This window comes from Chloroflexota bacterium, from assembly GCA_026706485.1.
GTDB lineage: Bacteria > Chloroflexota > UBA11872 > UBA11872 > UBA11872 > JAJECS01.
Genome location: JAPOYR010000004.1, coordinates 379300 through 401047 on the forward strand (window position 1 = coordinate 379300; position 21748 = coordinate 401047).

A 21748-nucleotide genomic window follows, 5' to 3' on the forward strand; every position below is an offset into this window, starting at 1 on the left:
GGGGGATGGATTCCCGCCTCCGGAAATCTTTGCGTAACCCCTCCGTCATTCCCGCGAAGGGAGACCTTTGCGTAACCCTTCGTCATACCCGAGAAGGCGGGAGTCCACCATTCACTGAGCCTGGGGGCAGGTGGGATTCCTCCGACCATCCTTCGCCCAACCGATTTCGCATAGGTCTCCTTCCGTGGGAATGACGGAGTGCGAATGGCCTACTGCCCGCCGGCGGAGGCCATTGACTGCCGGCCAGGCCAGCCGTAGGGTCGAATCCGCCGCCAATCCGCGTTGAGGAACCTGCCATCGCCAAGCCACCCGTCAGCGACGCCGCCGTCGCCGCCAAAACCGGCAAGACCTGGGACGAGTGGTGCGCCATCCTGGATGCCGCCGACGGCATGACCATCGGCCACACGGCCATCGCCGCCTATCTGCGTGACCACCACGATGTCCCGCCCTGGTGGAGCCAGGAAGTCACCGTGGGCTACGAGCGCATCCGCGGCCTGCGTGAGGAGCACCAGACCCCGCGCGGCTACCAGGTCAGCGTGAGCAAGACGCTGCCGGTCGCCGCCGAGACGCTCTACGAGGCCTGGGCGGAGGAAGAATCCCGGCGGCGCTGGCTTGGCGACGACGAGCCCCACATCCGCACCGCGCGCCCCAACAAGTCGCTCCGCATCACCTGGGTCGATGGCGTCACCCACGTCGACGTGGCGTTCTATCCCAAGGAGCCGTCAAAGAGCCAGGTCGTGGTGCAGCACTCCAAGCTCGCGGACCGCGACGACGTCGAGGCCAAGCGCGCCTATTGGAAAGCCGCCCTCGCCCGCCTCGCTGGCGAGGTGACCTAGCCGCTCGCTACGCTCCGCACGACCGCTCGACGGATCTCAACCATGCTGCCCCGCGAACGCTATCTGCCCGCCGCCGGCGAGGACATCGCCCAGTGGCATTCGGTCAGCTACATCGACGCCGGCCTCACGCGGCTCGAACGGTTTCAAACCAGCGGCGCGTCGGACGAATACCACGAGTTCGAGCAGCGCACCTCACCCGACAACGGCCGCACCTGGACCGAGCGCGAAACCCTGCCCGGCATCGTGCAGGACCTCGACGGCGGCGGCATCGTCACCGCTCCGCCCGGCATTTACGTCGACCGCGCCCGCGACCGGCGCTACCAGATACGCATGCGCCGCATCTGGCCCGGCCTGCCGGCCTACACCCATGCCTGGGGGTCCCACCGGCACCCGTGCAACGACCACGTCTTCGCCTGGGCTGACGACGAGCCCGAAACGCTGCTCCGGTATGAGGAAGGGCCGGACTTCGATCCCGAGAATCCTTTCGATTCCGACTTCTGCGCCACCAACCGCGCCTATCCGGGCCAGGCCATCACCATCGCGCCCGACGGCACGGCCTATCTGCCCCTGGTGGCGCACCCTGCCGAGCTAGAGGCTGCGCACGCCAGCGGCGGGCTGGTCGTCATGCGCCGTGAGCCCCGGTCGAGCGAATGGCAGGCATCGAACATCGAGTTCCTCGGGCCGGAGCGCTCCTCACGCGGGGTGCTGGAGCCGGAGGTCGCCGTGCTGCGCGATGGCCGTCTGCTCACCGTCGTCCGTGCCAGCCACACCGCCACGACCCCGGGGCGGAAATGGTTCAGCGTCTCCGACGACGGCGGCCGCCGCTTCTCGCCGTTTCAGGAGCTGCGCTACGACGACGGCTCACGGTTCTATTCCCCGTCCAGCATCCATCGGTTCATTCGTTCGGAGCGCAATGGGAAGCTCTACTGGCTTGCCAACATCACCCCGGAGCCCCCTGACGGCAACAGCCCGCGCTACCCCCTCTACATCGCCGAGATCGATGAGGATGGCCCGGCGGTGCGGCGCGACAGCCTGCGGCTCGTCGACGACCGCGGACCGAACGAACCCGAGGCGCTGCAACTCTCGAACTTCAACATCCTCGAAGACCGCGAAACCCTCGACATCGAGATCTACCTCACCCGCCTCGGCGAGGTCGCCGACCACTTCTGGCAGGCCGCTGTCTACCGCTACCTCTTCTCGCCACCGACCTAGAGAACCTCTGAGAAAGCTGCGCCAAAAGCGGACCTCAACTCCAATCCGTTCGCCCTGAGCCTGTCGAAGGGGTTATCGAACGGATTGGGGTGAAGCACAGGGCCTAGGTCACACTTCTTCTAGCCGCGTACGGTCATCGAATAGAGCCGGCGCTTCGAGTCCGCAATCGCGTCCGACCGCTGGATCTCGAAGTGGCGGCCGAAGGCCGACTCGAATTCGGGCTGCGTGTACCACGGGAATTCGTGGTTCCGCATCGCCACCAGGCCAAGCACCATGGGATCGTCGGGCGGGACGAACTCCATGAGGAGATTCGGCCCCAGCGCCGCGAAGAACCGCGCCAGGCGGTCGAAGCCCGTGTTGTTGCCGATCGCCACGTGGTGAATCAGCGCCAGCGCCATCACCAGTCCGGCCGGCCCCCGCGCGGTCAGCGACGCGATCTCGCGGTTGTCCCACCCTAGCGAGGGGCTGGGATTCGTGATGTCCGCCACGATTGGAAAGAGATTCGCTTCGCCAGCCGCCGCCATGCGCCGGTAGTTCAGGTCGACCGCTCCCGGATCGCTGTCGATTGACACCACGGGAACGCCCAGCGTCGCCGCAAGCCGGCTGAAGTCGCCCGTGTTGCCGCCGATGTCCCACACCGAATCCACCGACACGGTCGCGAGGTGCTCGGCCACCAGGCGCTGCTTGTCCGCCAGGGCGCGGCCGGAATAGCTCGTCTGGTCGCCATATCCGGCCCAGGGCGTGTCGTCGGGCTTCCACGAAATCCGGCGCACCGTCGACTCCAGGCTCTCCAGCAAGGCGTCGAGCCGTCGCCGGCTCATGCGCCCGGCCAGGTCCGCGCGCTTCCGGCCGGCCGTGGCCGCGCGCGCCTGAGCCCGGCTGTGCAGATGGAGATGCATCAACAAGCCGGTCCGCAGCCGCGAGCGCCACGGCAGCAGCCGTGACGCCAGATCGAGCGGCAGGCCTTCCAGGTGGCGCTGCAGCAGGCCGCTCAAGCGTGCATCCGTGGAGGCCATCACCGCCAAAGGGGCCAGGAAGTGCTGGCAGAACTGGCGATAGCCCACCCACGGAAAGCCCGCCTCGTAGCGCTCGAACGACAACGTGTCGATCAGCGTCGGACGACCCGCGTGCAACTGGATGTTGCGCGCGCTCGCGTCCTTGAGCGACAGGCCGTGGTCCAGCGCGCGGCGCTGCACGCGCAAGGTAGCGAGCGCGGAGGCCTTCAGCTGGGAAAACGACCACTCGAACGGATAGGAGACGAACTTCAACTGCTCGGGACGGAGGACGGCCATGGCGCCGGGCTCCGGCGCCAGATCCAGGTCCACGGTCTCGTGGGGAATGAGCAGGCCGTCGTCGACCAGGCTGGCATACAGCCCTGAGTCCATCAGGGTGCGGAACGTCGACTCGTAGGACCGGTTGACCTGTCGCAGGAACTCGCCGTCGCGCCGGAACATGAACCCCGCCGGATCGCGAAACGACCCTGGCAGGCGGGCCTCGGGGTCGGCGGTCATCCGTCGTCTCGACGGGCCTCCTCGGCCGCGGGGCTCGCCTCCGGCGTCGACCGGCGAAACCAGCCAATGATTCGTCCAACCACGTGCCGGAACCACAGCCGCGCTGATAGGAGCCCGCCGAGCACGGCCGCAATGATGATCTGGATCGCAAAGCTGCCGCTGCCGGGATCGATATAGCTGCGACCGCCCAGTTGAGCAACGACCAGCCGCGTGATCTGAAGGCCGAGAAGCAATATGGCCAAGCCGCCACTTGATCTATTCGGCATTGGCGCTCGCGACTCCTCGACGGTCAAGGTCAGTGGCTCCCCGCTATGATTTTGGACACGCGCGGCCCGCACTTCCGGCACACTGTGGACGACGCTCACCATAGGCGCAAGACCAAGACCTCCAGTCACAAGGCCTCGTGCTCCGTTTGGAGTGCGGAGTCTGCGTCGAATCGTGCTACCGGTGCCTGACATTCGCTGCTCGTGACCTGTGCTCGCTAAGTCCGTCTGGCTAGCTCTTGCCCTGGCCGCGCTCGGGCTTTTGGCGAGCTTAGGTCCGCGTGTGACATACACGGCGACCTCCAGCGGTGTGCCGTCCGGCGAAGTTTTGGGTGTTTGGCCTGGTTGGGGGGTGCAGCAGGATCTGGGGCAGATGCATGGGCGCGTAGGGCATTTCCGCATCTGGGCCTCAGCCGTGCCAGGCGGCAGCGTGGCCACCCTGAACGCCTCATTGGTGGACGCCGTGACCAACGCGTTGGTGCGCCAGACTCGGATTGATCTCACTCCCGAATTCAGGCCCGTGCCACGCTCGCTCGTCTTTCCCGGATATAGCGTGCCGACGGGTCAGAAGCTGCGACTGCAGTTGCAGGTCGACACGGATGCAGCCAGCCACGTCATTTACGGGCTAGCCGATCCCCGGCCTGGGCTCGCGAACGCTACCTTCGGCGGCGATTCAGATGCCGGCGGCCGGCCGATCGCCTTTGCACATCTGCAGAGCGGGTCTGGGCTGCGTGCGGCGATTGCAGGTGAACAGTCCCAGCTCGTGCGACTCGTGTTGGCGGCGGGATTGGGCCTGCTCGCTGTTCTCGCGCATCCACGTATGGCGGCGGTACTCGGCAAAGCTGGGAGGTTTGGACGGCGCCTGACCCGGCGACCCATGGCTTGGACTGGGAAGCTCGTACAGCTCGGAGTCGCGCCCAACACTCCTGCTGCCGCGAGCGCGGGACGCGGTTTTCTTTCGGCGCCATGGTATCCGTGGGTGATCGCCGCCGTGCCGATACTGCATTTCCTGGCAAGCAACCGACAGCAGTTCGCCGTTATCGAGGCGATGGTCCCGCTCATGATTGCGCTGGTTGTTGTCACCACCAGCGTCGTTTGCCTCCGGCTCTTGCTCAGCGACTGGCACCGGCCGGCCGCGGTCGCCGCGGTCGCAACGGTGATCATCTTTGGCTATGGGCACGTTCGCAATGCGCTGGATATGCGAGTTGATGAGTCGGTCCTGTTTGCGCTTGCCGTCGTGTTGCTCGTGGCATCCGTTGGCGTGGCGGCCCGCGCCGCCAACAACCTCCCGCGGTGGGCGCAGTTCTTCAATCTGGTTGCTGCGGTGCTGGTCCTTTTCCCCACTGCCAGCCTCGTTGGCGGTGCGGTCGCCTCACGAGACAGGCTGCCGCTGACCGATGGGGCGGTACGCGTTGACCCAGCCGCCCATTTGTTTCCCACCGGCCTGCCAATCGCGAGCGAGCAGCGGCCCGACATCTACTACATCGTGCTCGACGAATACGGACGCCACGACACGCTTGGCTCCTATGACAACAGTAGCTTTCTGCATGAGCTCGAGCGTCGGGGCTTTTTTGTCGCATCCAAAGCCACGGGAAACTACGTCGAAACTGCATATGCAATTGCGTCGATCCTCAACCTTGACTACATCGACAATCTGAAACCTGAAGCCTCGGTAAACGAGGTAGACTGGCTCGAGATGATTATTCAATATCATGCGGTCGGATCGATCTTGAAACAACTCGGCTACACATACGTGCATCTTGAATCGGGGTATGAATGGACCGATGAAGCACCCCCGGCCGATGTTCTGGTCACATTCACACCTGAGGGCGTCCGCACCAGTACACGGGATGTTGGATTTCGCTACGAGGTATCGGTCGCATCACTTTTGACTGGACCCTTCGTGCGCGAGCTTGTCCACACAACTGCCCTAGAGCCGATTGTTGGGCATCATTTGGCTCCACCTCCTGGCCTTCCCTATGGTTGGTATCACCCAGGACGGACTTTGCAAACATTTGAATTCTTGACCAATCCTATTGATGTGGAGCGACCGAAATTCGTATTCGCACACATCGTCAAACCGCACGATCCTTTTCATTTCGATCAACACGGAAATATCTCCTCAGACACCAGCGCCTTCGGGGGATTTGATGATGCTCATGATCCAAGTGTACCCAGTGCGTATATTGGGCAGATGATTTACATCAACAATCAGATCATCAAGATGGTTGACGACATTCTTGACAACTATGATTCGAATGATCTCCCGGTAATCATGATAAGCAGTGACCATGGACGGAAGGTAGGCGGCGGCGATGTTTTCAAGGTGTTAGCCGCTTATCATCTTCCCGACAATGGGGAATCGCCGATGGATGAGGCGATTATTCTGGTCAATCAGTTCCGGATCGTATTTGACCACTTATTCGGATTCAATCTTGGGCTACTTGAAGATAGAAAGTTCTAGAAAAGATAAGCCGACCTCATCGTTGAGAATCCCATGTGGAACAGAGCGTGTCTCGGTCCAACGCGCGGGCCGCCCACGAAACTGTTGGCGGTTGCTTGGTGGTGCGCCTGGTGATGGCCGTGGCCGCGAGCGGAGTGTGGCAACTCGTCCACGGTCTGATCCAGTATCGGGCAAGCCGGGTCCTGGCGGAGCTGAAATACCGCACGCCAGTCGCTGTCGTGGTGCCGAGGGCGGGATTCGAACCCGCACGAGCGGTTGCTCACAGCCTCCTGAGGACTGCGTGTCTGCCAGTTTCACCACCTCGGCCGGCTGGTAGCGGAGGCAGGAATCGAACCTGCGGCCAAGGGCTTATGAGTCCCCTGCTCTACCTCTGAGCTACTCCGCCGCGCCCCGCGCCACAGGCGTTGGGCTGGGCTTGAACGGTACCACGGCAGCCCTGCGGGGAAGCTTCGTGACTCCTGGCCACCATCGCGCAGCCTGGGAGATCGAACGCCCTTCGATGGCGGGAAGCCGCCCACTCAGCGCGGCGTCGGAGCCGCCCCCTTGGCGAGTCCACCGTCGTAGCCCGTCCGCTGGTAAATCGAGCCGGGCGCATGGTGCTCGATGGTCGCGATGCCGGACAGCACCTCGTAGGCCACCCCGGACTCTCCCACCACCACGCGCGCTAACGGTACGACCTGCTGGATCTCCACCAAGCCGTAGTTCGGGTCCGTGCCCGCCACGTTGAGCGTCAGCAGGTAGGTTTTCCCCGGCGTGAGGCTGGACGCCGCGCCGCCGCCCGCATCGCCGTTGATCTCGAGTCGCCGCGCGTCGAATTCGATACGGGCGATCTGCTCGGGCGCCCGCAGCGCGACGGGACCCGGCCACCACCGCAGCGACGCAGTCCGCGGGTTCGGATTGTCCGGCTGCAGGTCCACCCCGAGCGGACTGGCTTCGTAGAGGCGAAACTCGGTGCCTGTCGTGAAGGCGATGTCCTCCGGGTTGCGGTACCAGAAGTTGAGCACCGCGCGCTCGCCGTCCACGCTGCCGTCGAAGCCAAGGCCGGCGATGGGCGCATCCACGACCACCGCCGTGCCCGCGTGACGCGGCCGGATCTGGACAAATGGGGGAATCGCCGAGTCGGCGCTCAGGGCGAGTGCCCCGCAGTCGGGAACCGTGAGCTGCACGACCTGCGGCAGGCCGGTGAGCGTCGCGTCTACGGTGCCGGTCGTCACGGTGGATCCGGGCTCGCCCAGCAGGTGCAGATCGACCTCCCCGCCAGCCGACTCGCAGATGGTGCGCTGCGGCCCCGGCAGTCCCGCGCGGTCGGACCCGATGCGCCACACGGACGACCACGCCGCCGCAAGGTCGTAGGCCCGCAGCCCATGACCTCTCCAAATCGCCTCGCTGCGCGACACGCCCAGCGCGGTCGGCTCCAGCGGCTCACGCAGAAGGACCACGCCGGTGTCCGGCCGATCGGTCAGCGTCACAACCTGGGGTACCCGAGTTGCGCGCTCGAAACGCAAGGGAATCGAGGATTGCAGCGTATCGTGGTCGGGGAATGCGCTCATCACGATCAACCCCTGCGCATGCGACATCGATCCCAGCGTGGTGACGGGCGCGTTCGGCGGCACGCGGCTGCGCAGGGTGCGATAGCTCGACGCCGCGACCTGGGGTGTGCCGGCGCCGCGAACAACCTCGAAGACCCGGTGTCGCGCGCCTGAGCTTGTGGCGGTCTCGGATAGCAGCCGGAAGTGCGCCGGATCGTCGAGCAGCCGACTGGCGGATGGATCGAGGTTTGCGGCCATGGCGTCGGTCAGGTGCAGGTGCGTGATGCCAAGGTCCGCGAGATCGTCGCGATTCAGGAAGCGAAGCGCGTCTTCGTAGGGCCAGGTGGTGTAGCCGAAGAGGAACATCTGATAGTCGCGGTGGGACAGAGGCGACGCAATGCCCGCGGCCGACGCGCTGACCGGCGCATGCTCAATGGAGGTGAGCAGGCGCGCCTCCGTAGGCAGGGAATCCTGCAGCCAGGCGTAGAACTCCCAATTCGCCTCGAGGTGCTCGCCGAAGTAAGCGCGATCCCGATAGTGATGTCCCGAGTCGTCCGCGGCTGGATCCCTGAGCTCGACATCGTTCAGCGCCAGACGGACGCCCGAGACTGCGCGCGGCAGGCCCATCGGCACCAGGATGACGAAGCCGATGAGCGCCGAGGCGACGAATTGGCGCCCTCGTCCTTCCAGCGCGCCCGTCGCGGCGCCCAAGGCCGCCAAAGCGCCGATGGTGGCAACGGCCACGGCCAGCCAATAGATGCGCGCGTCGTGCCACTTGAATTGCGACTGCACCACCTCGGCTTCCAACAGCCCGAAGGCGCCGGCCGCTGCCAGCAAGGCCAGGCCCGCGCTTCGCTTCCGCCAGGCCGCGAACGCGCCGACCGCAACGAGCGGGATGATCCCCACCTGCACGATGGCAGGCCCGGCCCGCTCGAAGAGGAGCAGATGACCAGCGGACCGCTCCCAGGCCACGCGCACCAGTCCAGCGGTACCGCCGCGGTCGAAGATCACATCGGAAACCGGGCCGCCAGCCAGCGCGACGAGCAGCGCGCTCCCAAGCAGGGCCGCGGCAAGATCGATTCGTTCGCGGCCGCGCAGCCAGATGAGGCGCCCGGCGCCCACCAGCGCCAGCGCCAGGCAGGTAAAGATCATGACCGCGGCGTCACCCAGCGCCAAGACCCCCGCAGCTACAGCCAGCAGCAGCATGTGCCGGCGCGCGCTTCCCGCATGAAGCGCCGCGGCGATGAGAACGACGAGACCAACGGCCAGCGGCCGCTGGAGCCAGTGCATCCAAATGAACGCCTGGCTAGGCGCGGGAGGGCTCGCATCGAAGGGGAGGCCGTCGAAGGACTCTGGGCGGTAGCCGAGAAATGTGGCTCCGTGAAATAACCCCATAGTGGCGCCAATCCCAAGCGCCAACAGCAGCGGCGTGCCGGTGTCATAGGCAAGCCCGGCGACCCCAAGGACGAGCCCAACGATCAGGAGCGTCGAGAGAGCGTCGAAAGCCGTCCAGGGCAAGGCGCCCGTCGTGCTGATGATGGCGCCTGCCAGCAGATCGGCGCCGTAGTGGTAGCCAATCCCGGCATCGACGCCGTAAGGGGTCACCGGCGGGAACTCCCCGCGGGCAAGACTGTGGGCGAGCGCCTAGTGCCAGGCGGGGGCGTCAAACGATTGGTGGGTCCGGTTCGCGTAGGCGAGGGCGAACACGCCGATGGCCACTACGAGCACGGCCAGCAACGCAGCCGTGGCCCCGCGAGGTCGCTCCCCTGGCGCGCTGACGCGTCGGGCGGCGACGAGGGCCACCGCGGATGGGAAGACCAGCCCGAACCAGGCCGAGGGTGCGCCCGGTATGGCATACGCCGAGAGATTGGTGAACAGCAGCACCACCGCCACGCCGACAATCGGCGCGTAGAACGGCCAGACCAGGCGCGGCCGGTCCCGGAAGACGGCGTAGGCGATGAGCGCCCCGATGGCGGCGATCCACAGGCAGACCGCCACGGACGCGATCACCCCGGGCCAGGGGGATGCGGTTGGATCCAGGCTCATGGAGTCATGCGACGAGCGGTAACGGCCAAGCTGAGAGCTACAGACGGCTACCTAGTTGGACCCGAGTCCAGGACGGGGAGCGGTGACTCACGCCGTAGCGCGACTTGCGGTCGGGAAGGCCCAACTGGACGTGCGCGCCGTGACACGACACTCGGCGCAACCTCACCCGGGACGCAACCTCTCATTGAAGGGAGATAGCGATATGTTCGGATCAATTTACGAAACTTACAACAATCAAATTATAGATTCAACATCATCTGGATCGCACTTTCTCATTGAATGGAGATAGCAATATGTTGGGATCAGTACATGAAATTCACGACACTAGCGAACTAGGTTAAGAGACTCGTAACGCGTCAATGGGGCAATATGCGTGGATTAATGTGAAACGATCTGCAGTACTCCTGATGTGTGAGTGTTAGTTCATGGCGAGCAGGCCGCAGGCATGAGTCTCCGGGCGACCGAGCGTCTGCGAGCCGAGCGAATGGAACGACTGAAGTTCAGTTCGCATGAGGACCGAGATGTACTCACCACTGAGGTGTGCGACACCGCTGACTGGTGGGTCGGCAGGTGCCGCAGCCCGCGCGCCGCATTTGGCAGTCGCGCCCGGACTCCTGCCGGACCCCATGGCCGTGACTGCGCGGCGTCGCCCTTCGAACGCCTAGCGCATCCGCTGCGAGCGCGGCTTGGCGTCAGCCAGCGGAGACTCGTCCGGGACGTTCGTGTGTGCTAACCGCAAGTCTCGCCAGAGGTTCCGCTACCGTCAGGCGACTCGCAGGCGCGCGGTCAGGGCCTACCCCGCCTCGGGCGGGTCCACGCGCACCGTGATGATGTCCGTGCCGTGAAACTGCTGGTGGTTCACCGACGTGGCGTAGTGCCGCAGCAGCTGTAGCGAGAGCTCGCTCTCGGCCACGATCTCCGAGTCGTGCTGCTGGAGCTGGCGCACGCGGTCCTCCAGGTTTTCCTCGCTGCCGCCGCCGATGAACTCCAGGTCCGCCACCGGACCCTCGCTCGAGGCCACCACGACCAGGCGACGTCCGTCGTCATCGTCTTCATCGTCGTCGTCGAGACTGAGTTTCATCGGCGCCAGCGTCAGCAGCGTCTCTTCCGCCACTGCGTTCAAGCGGTCCTTCATCGCGGTGTCCCAGCCGCGGCGGTCGGCGAACTTGGTCACGAACGCCGAGAGCTCGGGAAGCACTTCGATGTGGAGCCTCGACTCGAATCGCATCCGGCGATGGCTCGTCAGTTCCATGAACAGGATCATCGCCACCACGGCGAACCCCCCGGTCGTCACGCCGCTCTTGAGCAGCGTGCCCCACACCGTGCCAAGGTCCGGCAAGCTGAACAGCCCGAACTGAAACGCCGCGCCGATCCAGAACGAGAGGCCGGCAATGGTCAGCCGTTGGCGGTTCTGCTCAGTCTGGATCACCGTGCGCGCGCCGTCCACGAACAGCGTTCCGGTCACCAGGATCAGGTAGCCCGCCATCACGGGTCCGGGCAGCGAGCTCAGCAGCCCCGACACCTTGGGAAAGAACGCCAGCAGGATGAACAGGCCGCCGATCAAGTACCCCACCCGGCGCGACGCGACGCCCGTGACTTGGGTGAAGGACACGATGCCGGGACTGACGATGGTGGGCACCGAGCCGGCGACGCCGGCAAGTACATTGCACACGCCGGTGCCGGCCATCGCGCCCTGCACCTCGCGAAAGTCGATGGCCAGGTCCTCGCGCCGCGCCACCCGCTGCAGTGAGATGGATTCGCCGTTCACCTGGATGGAGATGATCACGCCCAGGAACAGAAACGCCGGCAGCAGCGTCCAGAAGGGGATGCCGAAGTCGAAGCCCAGCTGGGGCCCTTCGTTTGGCAGCCCTATCCAGCTCGCCTGCGTGACCCGGTCGAAGTCGTAGATACCGAACGCCGCGGCAGCCACCGAACCGACCACGATGCCGATCATCGGCGCCCACAGCCGCCAGACCGGCGAACCGCGCAGGGTCAGCGCGGCGACGACGATGAGCGTGATCAGGGCCGTCAGCGGCGCCGCCACGGGTTCGACTTCGGCGGCGTCGTCGAGCAATCCAAACACCACCGATGCCAGGGTGATGGAGAGAATCATCATCACCGTGCCGCCGATGGTCGGCGTCACGATGCGCCGCAAAATGAAGAGCCACCGGGAAATGACCAGTTGGAACGCCGCCGAGGCGAGAATCAACCAGGTCAGCGTTGCCGGTCCCCCGTCCTTCAGCGCCGTAATGCAAAAGGGGATCGAAAACGCCGCCGTGAACAGCGGAAGCGAGGCTCCCGCGCCGACGAATCCAATCCGGCGAACCTGAAGAAACGTGGCCACGCCAACGACCACCAGCGTGGCGAAGACCATCCATCCCAAGTAGGCGTCGTTCTGTCCCGACGCTTTGGCCACGATCACCGGCGTGACCAGCAGGGCGGCGGACGCGATCAGACCGAATTGCAGGGTATACCCGAGCGAGGCCAGCAGCGGCGGACTCTCGTGCGCCTCGTAGCGTGGGTGCTGCTGGGTCGCCGCCGCCAGAACAACCTCCCCGCAACCATGCCGCGCGGCAAGTCTGGGCGCACTATACGACGAACCGGTGTCAGGCGATGGATCGAGCGGGCTGTGCGCAGCCTCAGGTTCGTCATTCCCGCGGAGGCAGACCGTTTGCGTAGTCCCTCCGTCATTCCGGCTTCCGTCATTCCCGCGAAGGCGGGAATCCACCCTCACTGAATCTGAACGCGCGCCGGATGCTTGGCGTCGGGTGGGCCTGAGACCCGTCCCTACCGGGTCGTGCAAGGGTCGCCGGAGGCCGGAATCTCATTTAATCCAGCCTGGGGACTCACCCAGCACCCCGCGCGCCCATCGGCTCCGGCGATTCACATCCGTTCGGCGCGGCGGGCGATTGCCTTGACCAGTCCAGCAAAGATCCAGCGGTGAAGCGGATACAGGCCATACCAATACGCCAAACCCGGCAAGCCTTTGGGAATGAACGCCGCCGTCTGCTCAAGGTGCGTCGCGCCGTCCTCGGCTTCACGCGTCTCGAACTGGAGCCAGGCCCGGCCCGGGAGCTTCATCTCCGCGCGCAGGCGCACCGAGCGGTCGGTCCGCAGGTCCTCGACGCGCCAGAAATCCAGCGCGTCGCCAATGCGCAGGTGATCGGGATGCCGCCGACCCCGCCGCAGACCGACGCCGCCCAGCACGCGGTCCAACGCTCCACGCAGTCGCCAGGCCCAGGTGGCGAAATACCAGCCGCGCGCGCCGCCGATGCCGGTAAACACCCGGAACACCGCTCGCGGCGTCGCCGACACCCGCATGCGGCGGCGCTCGACGATAGTCCCATGGCGCGAATCCAGCCGAACCGGACGCTCGCTCCGTTCCGCTGTGCCCAGCGCGTCGCTCCACGACGTGTCAATCCGGCCTGCGTCGAGGTCGTCGATCACGCGGGCAATCGCCCCGGCATATTCCATCGGATCCACGTCCGGAAAGAGCCTTCGGGCCAGATCGTTGGTCACCACCACGTCGTTGTGCAGACCCTCGATCAGCGCCGAGCTGATCCCCGCATGAATCGGGGTGATCCAATGCACCCAATAAGCGGACAAGCGGGGCGTCAGCACCGGCACCGGAAGCAAAAGCCGTTTGAGCCCCCGCGCCTGGGCATAGCCCAGCATCATGCCCCGGTAGGTGACCGCGTCCTTGCCGCCGATCTCGACGATTTGCCCTTGGCTTTCCGGCGCATCGAGGGCCGATACCAGGTACTCCAGCAGATCGTCGACGGCAATGGGCTGGATGCGCGAATAGATCCACCTGGGGCAGATCATCACCGGCAGCCGCTCAACCAGGTAGCGAATCATCTCGAAGGAGATGCTGCCCGCGCCGACGATCACGGCCGCCCGAAACTCGGTGACCGGCACGCCGCCTTCCCGCAGCGCTTGGCCCGTGGACTGCCGGGATCGCAGGTGGTGGGAGAGCCTCGACGCCGGGTCTCCCAGACCCCCCAGGTAGATGATCCGGTTGACGCCCGCGGCCTTCGCGGCCCGACCAAAGGCGCGAGCGGCCTGCATGTCCCGTTCATGGAAATCGGCGCCGCTCGACATGCTGTGAACCAGGTAGTAGGCCGTGTCGACCCCCGCCAGCGCCTCCGACAACGCCTGCGCGTCCAGCACGTCGCCCACCGCCACCTCGACCTGCGACTGCCAGGCACGGGCGGCCACTCGCGACCGGCTGCGGACCAAGACCCGAACCCGACAACCCGACCCGACCAGCCGAGGAACCAACCGCCCGCCGATGTACCCCGTCGCCCCGGTGACCAGGATCGTTTCGGGTCGGCTCACGTACACCCTCCGCCCTACCCAGGAGCGTCCGTTCGTTGGCGCACTCCCACGTTAGCTGCGATGCCGGACTCGAATCGTGCCAATAGTTCCGCAACCACCGGCAGAGTCCTCACAGGCAGCCAAGAACTGGAAAAGCTCTGGAACGGCCGTGGGCTCTACCCCATCCGTTCGCCCTGAGCTTGTCGAAGGGTCTCTCGAACTGATGGAGTAGCGGCGCCCTACGTCCCAAGTTGGACCGCTCGGCCACAACAGCAGCCGACTTAGGCCTAGCGCCAACTCCCGGTCGTCATCAGGTCGCCCCGCACCGCGATCTTGTGCCGCAGGCTGCCGATCAGATCCGCGTCGCCGCCCTCGTAGGGAAGCACGCGGGCCACCGGCTTACCTCGCTTGGTGACGATCAAGCCGCCAGAGTCGAGCTCATCCAACATCGCCAGGCAATGCTCCTTGAACTTCGCGGCCTCGATCTCTTTCATGGCAGCCCGTCGACGATCATCAATGCAAAGCCTCTCGACTTGATCAAGCTGGTGGGCCCACCTGGATTCGAACCAGGGACTGGCCGGTTATGAGCCGGCTGCTCTGACCGCTGAGCTATGGGCCCATGGCAGGCCCGCAACGGGGGTGTCTGGCGGTCCCGACCGGATTCGAACCGGCGATCTTCTCCTTGACAGGGAGATATGCTAGGCCACTGCACCACGGGACCAGCGTTGCGGGCGCGCCGCCCACCATGGTATCCGACGCCACGGTGGCGGTGGGCCGGGTAGGATTCGAACCTACGTAGCCGTAAAGGCGCCGGATTTACAGTCCGGTGGTATTAGCCGCTCACCCACCGACCCGCGAAAGGCGCACCCGTTCGCTTGCGTTGTAAACAGTCGCGCGGGCACGACAACCCTTCAGCCGCCGCACCCGCCAATCGCCGCCATGGTACCAAGCAACGGGCGCCCGCCCGCCTTCGCTAGCTAGCCGCATGGAGTGGCTCACCGAGCAGCAAGCCGTGCTCGCGCCCTATTTCTTCCTGCCTCACCCCGTGGCCGTGGTCGCCGTGCTGGCCTTTGGTCTCTTCTGGTCCCGGCTCGGGCCGCCGCTGATGCCGGACCGCCCCGCGGCCTGGTTCGGATTCGTTGCCGGAGCCGCCGTCTACGCCGTCGCCCAGGTGTGGGTGCGTGGCGAGCCCACGACCGCCGTCATGGACCTCATCACGCAAAACATCGACCCCGCCCGCATTGCCGACGCTCGACCGCTCACCGGCGTCGTCGAAGCCCTGATCGCCGGCTACGTCCAGGAGATGGTCAAGCTCATCCTCCTGCTGCTGGTGCTCTTTGCCATGGCCTATCCGCGCGAGCCGCGCCCGGTGACCACCGCCGCCGCGGCCCCCGCCCTCGGCTTCGCCCTGTTTGGCGCCAACGCCTCACTCTCCCCCGAAATCCAACAGCTCCCCGTGGACGGCGACCTGGTCTATCCGATCGTCCAGCAGTGGCTCTGGATCGGCCTCCACCTGGGCACGGCCTATCTGCTCGCCAAGGGCTGGCTGACCGATCGCCTGGGCGTGTATCTGATGAGCGCCGGGCTGCTGCACGCGGCCGCCGTCTACACCGCCACGCTCGAATCGCTCGGCTGGCACCCGGTGGTGGTCACCGTGATCCTGGCGGCCGTCGCGCTCAGCGCCTTCTCCGGCGGCGCCGGCGCCATCCCCGCGCGCCGCTAGGAAACCTAGCCGCAACCCCTCCGTCATTCCCGCGAAGGCGGGAATCCACCCCACATTGAACCTGGGGGCGGAAAGGATGCGCCCGGTCATCCCCAAACCCGGCTGGACTCGGCAGACGTCACCTAGCCGGGGAAACGAGAGGATGGCGGTCGGCCACCGACGCGCCCCGTCACCATCGAGGCTCCGGTCGCCCCCACGGCCACTACGAGGCTCACCACCCCCAACCAGTCCCCGCTGACGCTATAGGGCGAGCCCGGCGTCGTCACCGCCACGTCGGCGGCGAGCATGGTCTCCAGTTGGGAGGCGAGCGGCGTCGCGGCGACGACGCGCCCATCCGGTGAAACGATGGCCGACCCGTAGCGCCAGTCGGCCTTGACGATCGCCAGCCGGTGCTCGGCCGCCCGCACCCGCAGGTGCGCCAGCTGCGTGCCGGCATAGGCCGCCCAGTCGTGCGTCGGCACCGCCACCACCTGGGCGCCGTCGCGGGCCAGTCGCGCCAGGGCGTCGGTGTAGCTACCGTCGGGCCCCAGGGCCAATCCCACGGCCACTCCGTCGACTTCGTAGACCGGATGCAGCCCTTCGGTAATGCTGCGCTCGCCGATCACCCACACCGGATGCGCCTTGGTCGAGGGCGCCGACAGCCGGCCATCCGGATAGACCAGCACGGCTTCGTTGCGCGTGTGGTCCCAGTCAATGCGAATGAAATAGGGCCACACGATCGTCGTGCCCGACCGCGCCGCCACGTCGGCCACCTGCTGCGCCAGCGTCTGCCCGGTCGGCGTCTGGGGATCCACCCAGCCCGAGGCCTCGGGCCATACCACCAGTTGCGCACCCTGCGCCGCGACGGTCGGTGGCCCGTGTAGCGCCGTGATGACCTCGGTGAGCTCGGCGTATTGTCGGCGGATGATCAGTGGCCGCGTGAGTGGATGGTCCGGCACGTGCTCGCCCGGTTGCACCAGGGCCGCGCGCAGCGTGCCGGTTGATTCGGGCGGCGGCAGCAGTGCCAGGATCCCGCCCAGGATCCAGGCACCGGCCACCGCGCCCACGGTCCAGCCCAGCGCCCGACGCGATCCGGTCCATCGTCCCCGCGCCGCCAGGATCAGCGCCGCGATGGCGCCGTTGGTGGCCATCGCGATGATCGCGACCGGCCACATGCCGGCCAGCGGCAGGAACGCCCGCAGCGGCGCGACGTCGATCTGCGCGGTGGCGGTCATGCCCCATTGGTGGCCGGCCGTCGTCACCAGCCGCAGGTACTCGACGCCTGCCCACACCAGCGCCGGCAGCCACACGATGCCCCACCCCCGCAGCGCCGCGTGCAGGCGCGGCGTCAGCACCGGTACGGCTAGCAATCCCGCTAGGAGACCGAACGCCGCCGCCACCGCCGCGCTCACTCCAACCCACGCCGCGCCCGTGATCACCTCCGGCGGATCGATGCTCAGGGCCAGAAGACCGAAGAGCGTGCCGCAGCCGAGTCCCGCCAGCACCCGCGCCGCCGCATTCGAACGACCCGGCGCGTGGACGGCGAGCATCAGCGGTACCCAGGCAACGAAACCCAGGGCTGTCCACGACAGCGGTGGAAAGCTCGCCGCAAAGAGGGCGCCCGACGCCAAAGCCGCTAGGATCGGTGGTCCTCCGTGCCCTATCCGGCGTCCGGCAGCGGCTACCATTCGAAGCGGTTACCGGGACACCAAGCGTGGGGGAAATCGCTCGTGGACATGTGGCAGCAAACCTTGGACGTGCTCAACGCGCCGATCACGGAGATCGACGGAAAGATCCTGACGCCGCTCGGCATCATCCAAATCGTAGTCATCCTCGCGATCACCATGATTGCGCTGCTGCCGTTGCGGCGGCTCCTGCGGCGCAACTTGAGCGAGCGGCTCAACATGGACGAACGGGCCTCGGCGTGGATCGTACGCCTTACGACCTGGCTGGTGGTGCTGGTTGGGATCTACGTCGCCCTCACGTCCGTGGGCTTCAATCTCAACGTGCTGCTGGCGATCATTGGCGGATTGTCGGTCGGCATCGCCTTCGGCACCCAGGACATCGCGCGAAACCTGATTTCGGGCGTTATCGTCTCGGCCGAGCGCCGGATCGGCGTGGGAGCCGAGATCGAGATCCGCGGCTTTCGCGGGTTTGTGGAAGAAGTAGGGCCCCGGTCGGTTCGCCTGCGCCTGCCCGACGGCCGCCGTGTGCTGCTGGCCAGCGTCGACTTCATGGCACAGCCCGTGACGCTGCACGGGCCGGCGGAGGAGATGGACGACGCCGAGCAGAACGAATGACGACTTGAATCCCGAAGGACGGCCGCCCGAGGCGCCCGGCAACGTCTCGACCGGCGACCGGGCCGAGCGCCGCTTTCACCAGGGCGTGCTGGCGACCTGGTATGCGCTGGGCATATTCGTGGCGAGCACCGCGGTCGCGCCGTGGATCATCATCATCGGCGTGCTCGTGCAGCTCGCCGGATCGGTGAATTGCTGCCTCAGCCTGCCGCGCGCCCTGCACCGATGGCTCATCGCGCCCGCGCGGCGCCAACGCGCGCCCGAGCCTCGAGCGGCGTTCGATCGCGCCGACGCCATGACCGGCACCGTGGCCCTCGCTGGCGTGATGTTCGTGGTTGCGGGCATGCATCCGCTCGGCTGGGCGCTCGTCGGTGTGGCCATCATCTCGCTGGCGCTCGACGCGGCGCTCGATCGTGGCCCGCTGCGCAGCCTCGCCGATTTGCTGGCGCGACTGGCCGGACCGGCGCAGCCCTAGCATGGCCTCGCCGCGGGCGTCCGCAGCTCTCGCTGCGCTGCTGCTCACCATGCTGATGGGGGCCACCTGCGCCGGCCCCGCGGGCGCCGCGCCCGACGCCGGCGGCGCGGCGGCTGTCGACACCGGCCTGCTGCTCGCCGTGCTCGTACCGCCGGTGATCCTGGTGTCTCTCGCCTGGCTGGCATACATTTTCCGGCTCCTCTTTCGAGATCCGCCCGAAGGACCACCGACGCCCAAGCCGTGACCGTCGCTTTTCCTGGCGTAATCTGTTGTTACAGGGGTGCGGGGAATTGGCAGTGCCGGTCGAGGACATCAGCCTCACAATTGACGGGCGACGCGTGTCGGTACCGCCCGGCGCGACGCTGCTGGATGCGGCATCCGCGGCCGGCGTCGAGGTCCCCACGCTCTGCTTTCATCCCAACATGGCGGCCTCGGCCAATTGCCGCCTGTGCGTGGTGGAGCAATCCCTGAGCCCTAACGGCTCCGTCGCCGAACCCGAGCCCGGCGCCCCTGACCGCCAGGCGTCCAAGCTGTTGCCGTCCTGCCGCGCCAAGGCCGAGCCGGGCCAGGTCGTATTCACCAGCAGCCACAACGTGCTCGCGTCGCGCCGCGGTTCGCTGCGCCTGCTGCTCGGCGGCGTCGACCTGAGCGAAGCGCCGGAGCTGGAGGACCTCTGTGCCGAATACGGCCTCGCGGTCGGCACCGCCGCCGAGCGCGAGCCGTTTCCGATCTACGTCGACAACCCCTACTACATCCGCGACTACAACAAGTGCGTCATGTGCTGGCGCTGCGTGGACGTCTGCGGCGACCAGGTGCAGTTCACCTTCGCCATCGAGCCGGCCGAGCGCGGGTTTGAGGTCCGCGTGGGCACCGCCGAGTACGACGGCATGATGGACACCACCTGCGTCTACTGCGGCAACTGCGTCCAGGTATGCCCCAGCGGCGCCCTCAAGGGCCGCGCCCAGTGGGAAGCCGAGCGGCGCGGCCAGCTCAGCGACGACCGCGTCGTCGAGACCACCTGCTCCTTCTGCGGCGTCGGCTGTGGGCTCACGGCCCATGTCCGCGATGGGGCCATCACGCACGTGGATTCGCCCGACGATCACCCGGTGAACCAGGGCTGGCTCTGCGTCAAGGGCCGCTACGGCTGGGACTACGCGCAGCATGAGGAGCGCCTGACGCATCCCCTCATTCGAGTCGGCGCGCGCGGCGAGGGCCGCTGGCGGCGTGCGACGTGGGACGAGGCGCTCGATCTCACCGCACGACGCCTGACGCACCACCGCGACTCGCATGGACCCGGCTCGGTGGCGGTCTACGCATCCTCCAAGTGCACCAACGAGGAGAACTACCTGCTGCAGAAGTTCACCCGCGCGGCTCTGCAAACCAACAACATCGACAACTGCACCCGGCTCTGCCATGCCTCGTCGGTGGCCGCGCTCGACATCGCTCTGGGCACCAGCGCCTTCACCAATTCCCTCGACGAAATCGCCGAAAACGACGTGATCTTCGTCACCGGCTCGAACACCACGGAAACTCACCCCATCACGGCCCTCAAGATGAAGGCCGCCGTGCGCGAAGGGGCCCGGCTCATCGTGGCCGACCCGCGCGCCATTGAGCTCACCCGCTGGGCCGACGTGCACCTGCAGTTCCGCACCGGCACCGACGTACCCATGTACAACGCCCTGCTGCATGTGGTGATCCGCGACGGACTTGTGGACGAGGAGTTCATCGCCGCGCGCGTGAACAACTTCGAAGCCGTCGCCGAGTCGGTCCGCGACTGGACGCCCGAGCGGCAGGAAGCGCTCACCGGCATTCCGGCGGCGGACATCGAGCGGGCCGCCCGCATCATCGGCCAAGCTGGAAAATCGGCGTTCTACTGGGGCGTGGGCATCTCCGAGCAGACGCATGGCACCGACGCCTGTCTCACGCTCATCAACCTTGCCCTGGCCACCGGCAACGTGGGCCGGCGCGGGACCGGCCTCAATCCCCTGCGCGGCCAAAACAACGTCCAAGGCACCAGCGACGTGGGCGCCATTCCGATGTACCTCACCGACTACCGCTCGGTCGAGGACCCGCGAATTCGCGGCGTCTTCGAGAAGGCCTGGGGCGTGGCCCTGCCGGCGGCCCAGGGCCTCACCACCATGGAAATCGCCGATGCCGTGGGGAGCGGAGATCTGCGGGCCATGTTCATCATGGGCGAAAACCCGCTCATGTCGGACCCCGATCTCAACGCCGCTCGCGAGCACTTCAACCACATCGACTTTCTGGCCGTGCAAGACATCTTCATGACCGAGACGGCGCAGATCGCCGACGTCGTGCTGCCCGCCGCGAGCTGGGCCGAGAAGGACGGCACCTTCACCAACACCGATCGGCGCGTGCAACGCGTCCGATCCATCCTGGAACCGCCCGGCGAAGCCCGACAGGACTGGGAAATCGTCTTGGACCTCTCACGGCGGATGGGCTATGACCCTCGCCTGAATACGCCGGCGGAGATCTTCGATGAGATTGCGCGGCTCACGCCCAGCCACGCCGGGCTCAGCCACGCCCGGCTCGACCGCGAGGGCGGCCTTCGTTGGCCGTGCTACGACGCCAACGATCCCGGGGCGCTGTGGCTCTTCGGCGACCGCTTCCCGACCAGTGACGGCCGAGCCACCATGACGACGGTCGACTGGACTGAAAACGTCGAGATTCCCGACGCGGAGTATCCCTTCATCTTCAACACCGGCCGGGTGCTCTACCACTGGCACACCGGCTCGGTCAGCCGCCGCTCGCGGCTTGACGACGCCTATCCCGAGCCGCTCGTGGAGGTGTCGCCCGAGGACGCCGACCGGCTGGGCATTCCCAAGAGCGGGTTGGTGCGCGTCAGCAGCCGCCGGGGCAGCCTCGAGGCCCGCGCCTGGATCACCCGCCGTGTCCCTCCGGGCACCGTCTATATGGGTTGGCACTTTGTCGAAGCCGCCGCCAACTTGCTCACCATCAACGCCCTCGACCCGATTTCCAAGATCCCCGAATACAAGATCTGCGCCTGCAAGATCGAAGTGCTGGAAACGCAGGCAAGCCGCCGGTCGCGGTCCCTCGCAAGCGCCCAGGCCTAGGCGC

Annotated in this window: 16 protein-coding genes and 5 tRNA genes; 8 read left to right on the top strand and 13 right to left on the bottom strand. The window is 66.5% G+C overall.

Annotated elements, in window-relative coordinates; translation table 11 throughout:
- Positions 1–389: 389 nt before the first annotated feature.
- Together OXG79_04280 and OXG79_04285 are read left to right on the top strand one after the other, a co-directional pair.
- Positions 390–836, top strand: coding sequence for a hypothetical protein (locus tag OXG79_04280; GenBank protein MCY3782988.1), 447 nt, complete (start codon positions 390–392; stop codon positions 834–836).
- Between the two features lie 42 nt (positions 837–878).
- Positions 879–2048: a sialidase family protein gene (locus OXG79_04285; protein ID MCY3782989.1), complete on the top strand. Its 1170-nt coding sequence runs from the start codon at positions 879–881 to the stop codon at positions 2046–2048.
- Positions 2049–2167: 119 nt separating this feature from the next.
- On the opposite strand, the gene OXG79_04290 is transcribed toward OXG79_04285, so the two are convergent.
- Together OXG79_04290 and OXG79_04295 are read right to left on the bottom strand one after the other, a co-directional pair.
- Positions 2168–3559: a class I SAM-dependent methyltransferase gene (locus OXG79_04290; protein MCY3782990.1), complete on the bottom strand. Its 1392-nt coding sequence runs from the start codon at positions 3557–3559 to the stop codon at positions 2168–2170.
- Positions 3556–3825, bottom strand: a complete 270-nt coding sequence (locus tag OXG79_04295) for a hypothetical protein (protein MCY3782991.1) — start codon at positions 3823–3825, stop codon at positions 3556–3558. Before OXG79_04295 ends, OXG79_04290 begins: the two co-directional genes overlap by 4 nt.
- 427 nt (positions 3826–4252) lie before the next feature.
- Here OXG79_04295 and OXG79_04300 point away from each other — a divergent pair, with 427 nt between their 5' ends.
- Positions 4253–6286, top strand: a complete 2034-nt coding sequence (locus OXG79_04300; GenBank protein MCY3782992.1) for a hypothetical protein — start codon at positions 4253–4255, stop codon at positions 6284–6286.
- Positions 6287–6505: 219 nt separating this feature from the next.
- Here OXG79_04300 and OXG79_04305 read toward each other — a convergent pair.
- The 10 genes from OXG79_04305 to OXG79_04350 form a co-directional block, all read right to left on the bottom strand.
- A tRNA-Leu gene (locus OXG79_04305) sits at positions 6506–6592 on the bottom strand.
- 4 nt (positions 6593–6596) lie between these two features.
- Positions 6597–6671: transfer RNA gene (locus OXG79_04310), tRNA-Met, on the bottom strand.
- Positions 6672–6804: 133 nt separating this feature from the next.
- Positions 6805–9420 (bottom strand): hypothetical protein, encoded by a 2616-nt coding sequence (locus OXG79_04315; GenBank protein ID MCY3782993.1) that lies wholly within the window; start codon positions 9418–9420, stop codon positions 6805–6807.
- Between the two features lie 39 nt (positions 9421–9459).
- Positions 9460–9861, bottom strand: a complete 402-nt coding sequence (locus OXG79_04320) for a hypothetical protein (protein ID MCY3782994.1) — start codon at positions 9859–9861, stop codon at positions 9460–9462.
- Positions 9862–10654: 793 nt separating this feature from the next.
- Positions 10655–12589, bottom strand: coding sequence for a purine/pyrimidine permease (locus OXG79_04325; GenBank protein ID MCY3782995.1), 1935 nt, complete (start codon positions 12587–12589; stop codon positions 10655–10657).
- Between the two features lie 155 nt (positions 12590–12744).
- A complete protein-coding gene (locus tag OXG79_04330; protein MCY3782996.1) occupies positions 12745–14199 on the bottom strand; it encodes an SDR family oxidoreductase in 1455 nt (484 codons plus the stop codon).
- 266 nt (positions 14200–14465) lie between these two features.
- Positions 14466–14672 (bottom strand): type II toxin-antitoxin system prevent-host-death family antitoxin, encoded by a 207-nt coding sequence (locus OXG79_04335; GenBank protein MCY3782997.1) that lies wholly within the window; start codon positions 14670–14672, stop codon positions 14466–14468.
- 49 nt (positions 14673–14721) lie between these two features.
- Positions 14722–14797: transfer RNA gene (locus OXG79_04340), tRNA-Ile, on the bottom strand.
- Between the two features lie 25 nt (positions 14798–14822).
- A tRNA-Asp gene (locus OXG79_04345) sits at positions 14823–14899 on the bottom strand.
- A gap of 49 nt (positions 14900–14948) precedes the next feature.
- Positions 14949–15032: transfer RNA gene (locus OXG79_04350), tRNA-Tyr, on the bottom strand.
- Positions 15033–15163: 131 nt separating this feature from the next.
- Here OXG79_04350 and OXG79_04355 point away from each other — a divergent pair.
- The gene (locus OXG79_04355; protein ID MCY3782998.1) at positions 15164–15901 is read left to right on the top strand and encodes a hypothetical protein; all 738 of its coding nucleotides are present in this window, start codon (positions 15164–15166) and stop codon (positions 15899–15901) included.
- Between the two features lie 122 nt (positions 15902–16023).
- Here OXG79_04355 and OXG79_04360 read toward each other — a convergent pair whose 3' ends face one another.
- The gene (locus OXG79_04360; GenBank protein MCY3782999.1) at positions 16024–17511 is read right to left on the bottom strand and encodes a hypothetical protein; all 1488 of its coding nucleotides are present in this window, start codon (positions 17509–17511) and stop codon (positions 16024–16026) included.
- 105 nt (positions 17512–17616) lie between these two features.
- On the opposite strand from OXG79_04360, the gene OXG79_04365 reads away from it, so the two are divergent.
- Genes OXG79_04365 through fdhF form a run of 4 tightly spaced genes read left to right on the top strand, consistent with a single transcriptional unit; the run spans position 17617 to position 21744 of the window.
- Complete coding sequence (locus tag OXG79_04365) at positions 17617–18180, top strand: mechanosensitive ion channel (protein MCY3783000.1); 564 nt, start codon at positions 17617–17619, stop codon at positions 18178–18180.
- 4 nt (positions 18181–18184) lie between these two features.
- Entirely contained in the window at positions 18185–18652 is a 468-nt protein-coding gene (locus OXG79_04370) for a DUF4395 family protein (protein MCY3783001.1), read from the top strand.
- A gap of 1 nt (position 18653) precedes the next feature.
- Positions 18654–18896, top strand: a complete 243-nt coding sequence (locus OXG79_04375; protein ID MCY3783002.1) for a hypothetical protein — start codon at positions 18654–18656, stop codon at positions 18894–18896.
- Between the two features lie 52 nt (positions 18897–18948).
- Positions 18949–21744, top strand: coding sequence for a formate dehydrogenase subunit alpha (fdhF, locus tag OXG79_04380; GenBank protein MCY3783003.1), 2796 nt, complete (start codon positions 18949–18951; stop codon positions 21742–21744).
- Positions 21745–21748: the final 4 nt, after the last annotated feature.

What these genes read in the sequence shown, in the direction of transcription:
- OXG79_04280 (MCY3782988.1), top strand. Translation starts at nt 390, where the DNA reads ATGACCATCGGCCACACGGCCATCGCCGCCTATCTGCGTGACCACCAC.
- OXG79_04285 (MCY3782989.1), top strand. Translation starts at nt 879, where the DNA reads ATGCTGCCCCGCGAACGCTATCTGCCCGCCGCCGGCGAGGACATCGCC.
- OXG79_04290 (MCY3782990.1), bottom strand. Translation starts at nt 3,559, where the DNA reads ATGACCGCCGACCCCGAGGCCCGCCTGCCAGGGTCGTTTCGCGATCCG.
- OXG79_04295 (MCY3782991.1), bottom strand. Translation starts at nt 3,825, where the DNA reads ATGCCGAATAGATCAAGTGGCGGCTTGGCCATATTGCTTCTCGGCCTT.
- OXG79_04320 (MCY3782994.1), bottom strand. Translation starts at nt 9,861, where the DNA reads ATGAGCCTGGATCCAACCGCATCCCCCTGGCCCGGGGTGATCGCGTCC.
- OXG79_04335 (MCY3782997.1), bottom strand. Translation starts at nt 14,672, where the DNA reads ATGAAAGAGATCGAGGCCGCGAAGTTCAAGGAGCATTGCCTGGCGATG.
- OXG79_04355 (MCY3782998.1), top strand. Translation starts at nt 15,164, where the DNA reads ATGGAGTGGCTCACCGAGCAGCAAGCCGTGCTCGCGCCCTATTTCTTC.
- OXG79_04365 (MCY3783000.1), top strand. Translation starts at nt 17,617, where the DNA reads ATGTGGCAGCAAACCTTGGACGTGCTCAACGCGCCGATCACGGAGATC.
- OXG79_04375 (MCY3783002.1), top strand. Translation starts at nt 18,654, where the DNA reads ATGGCCTCGCCGCGGGCGTCCGCAGCTCTCGCTGCGCTGCTGCTCACC.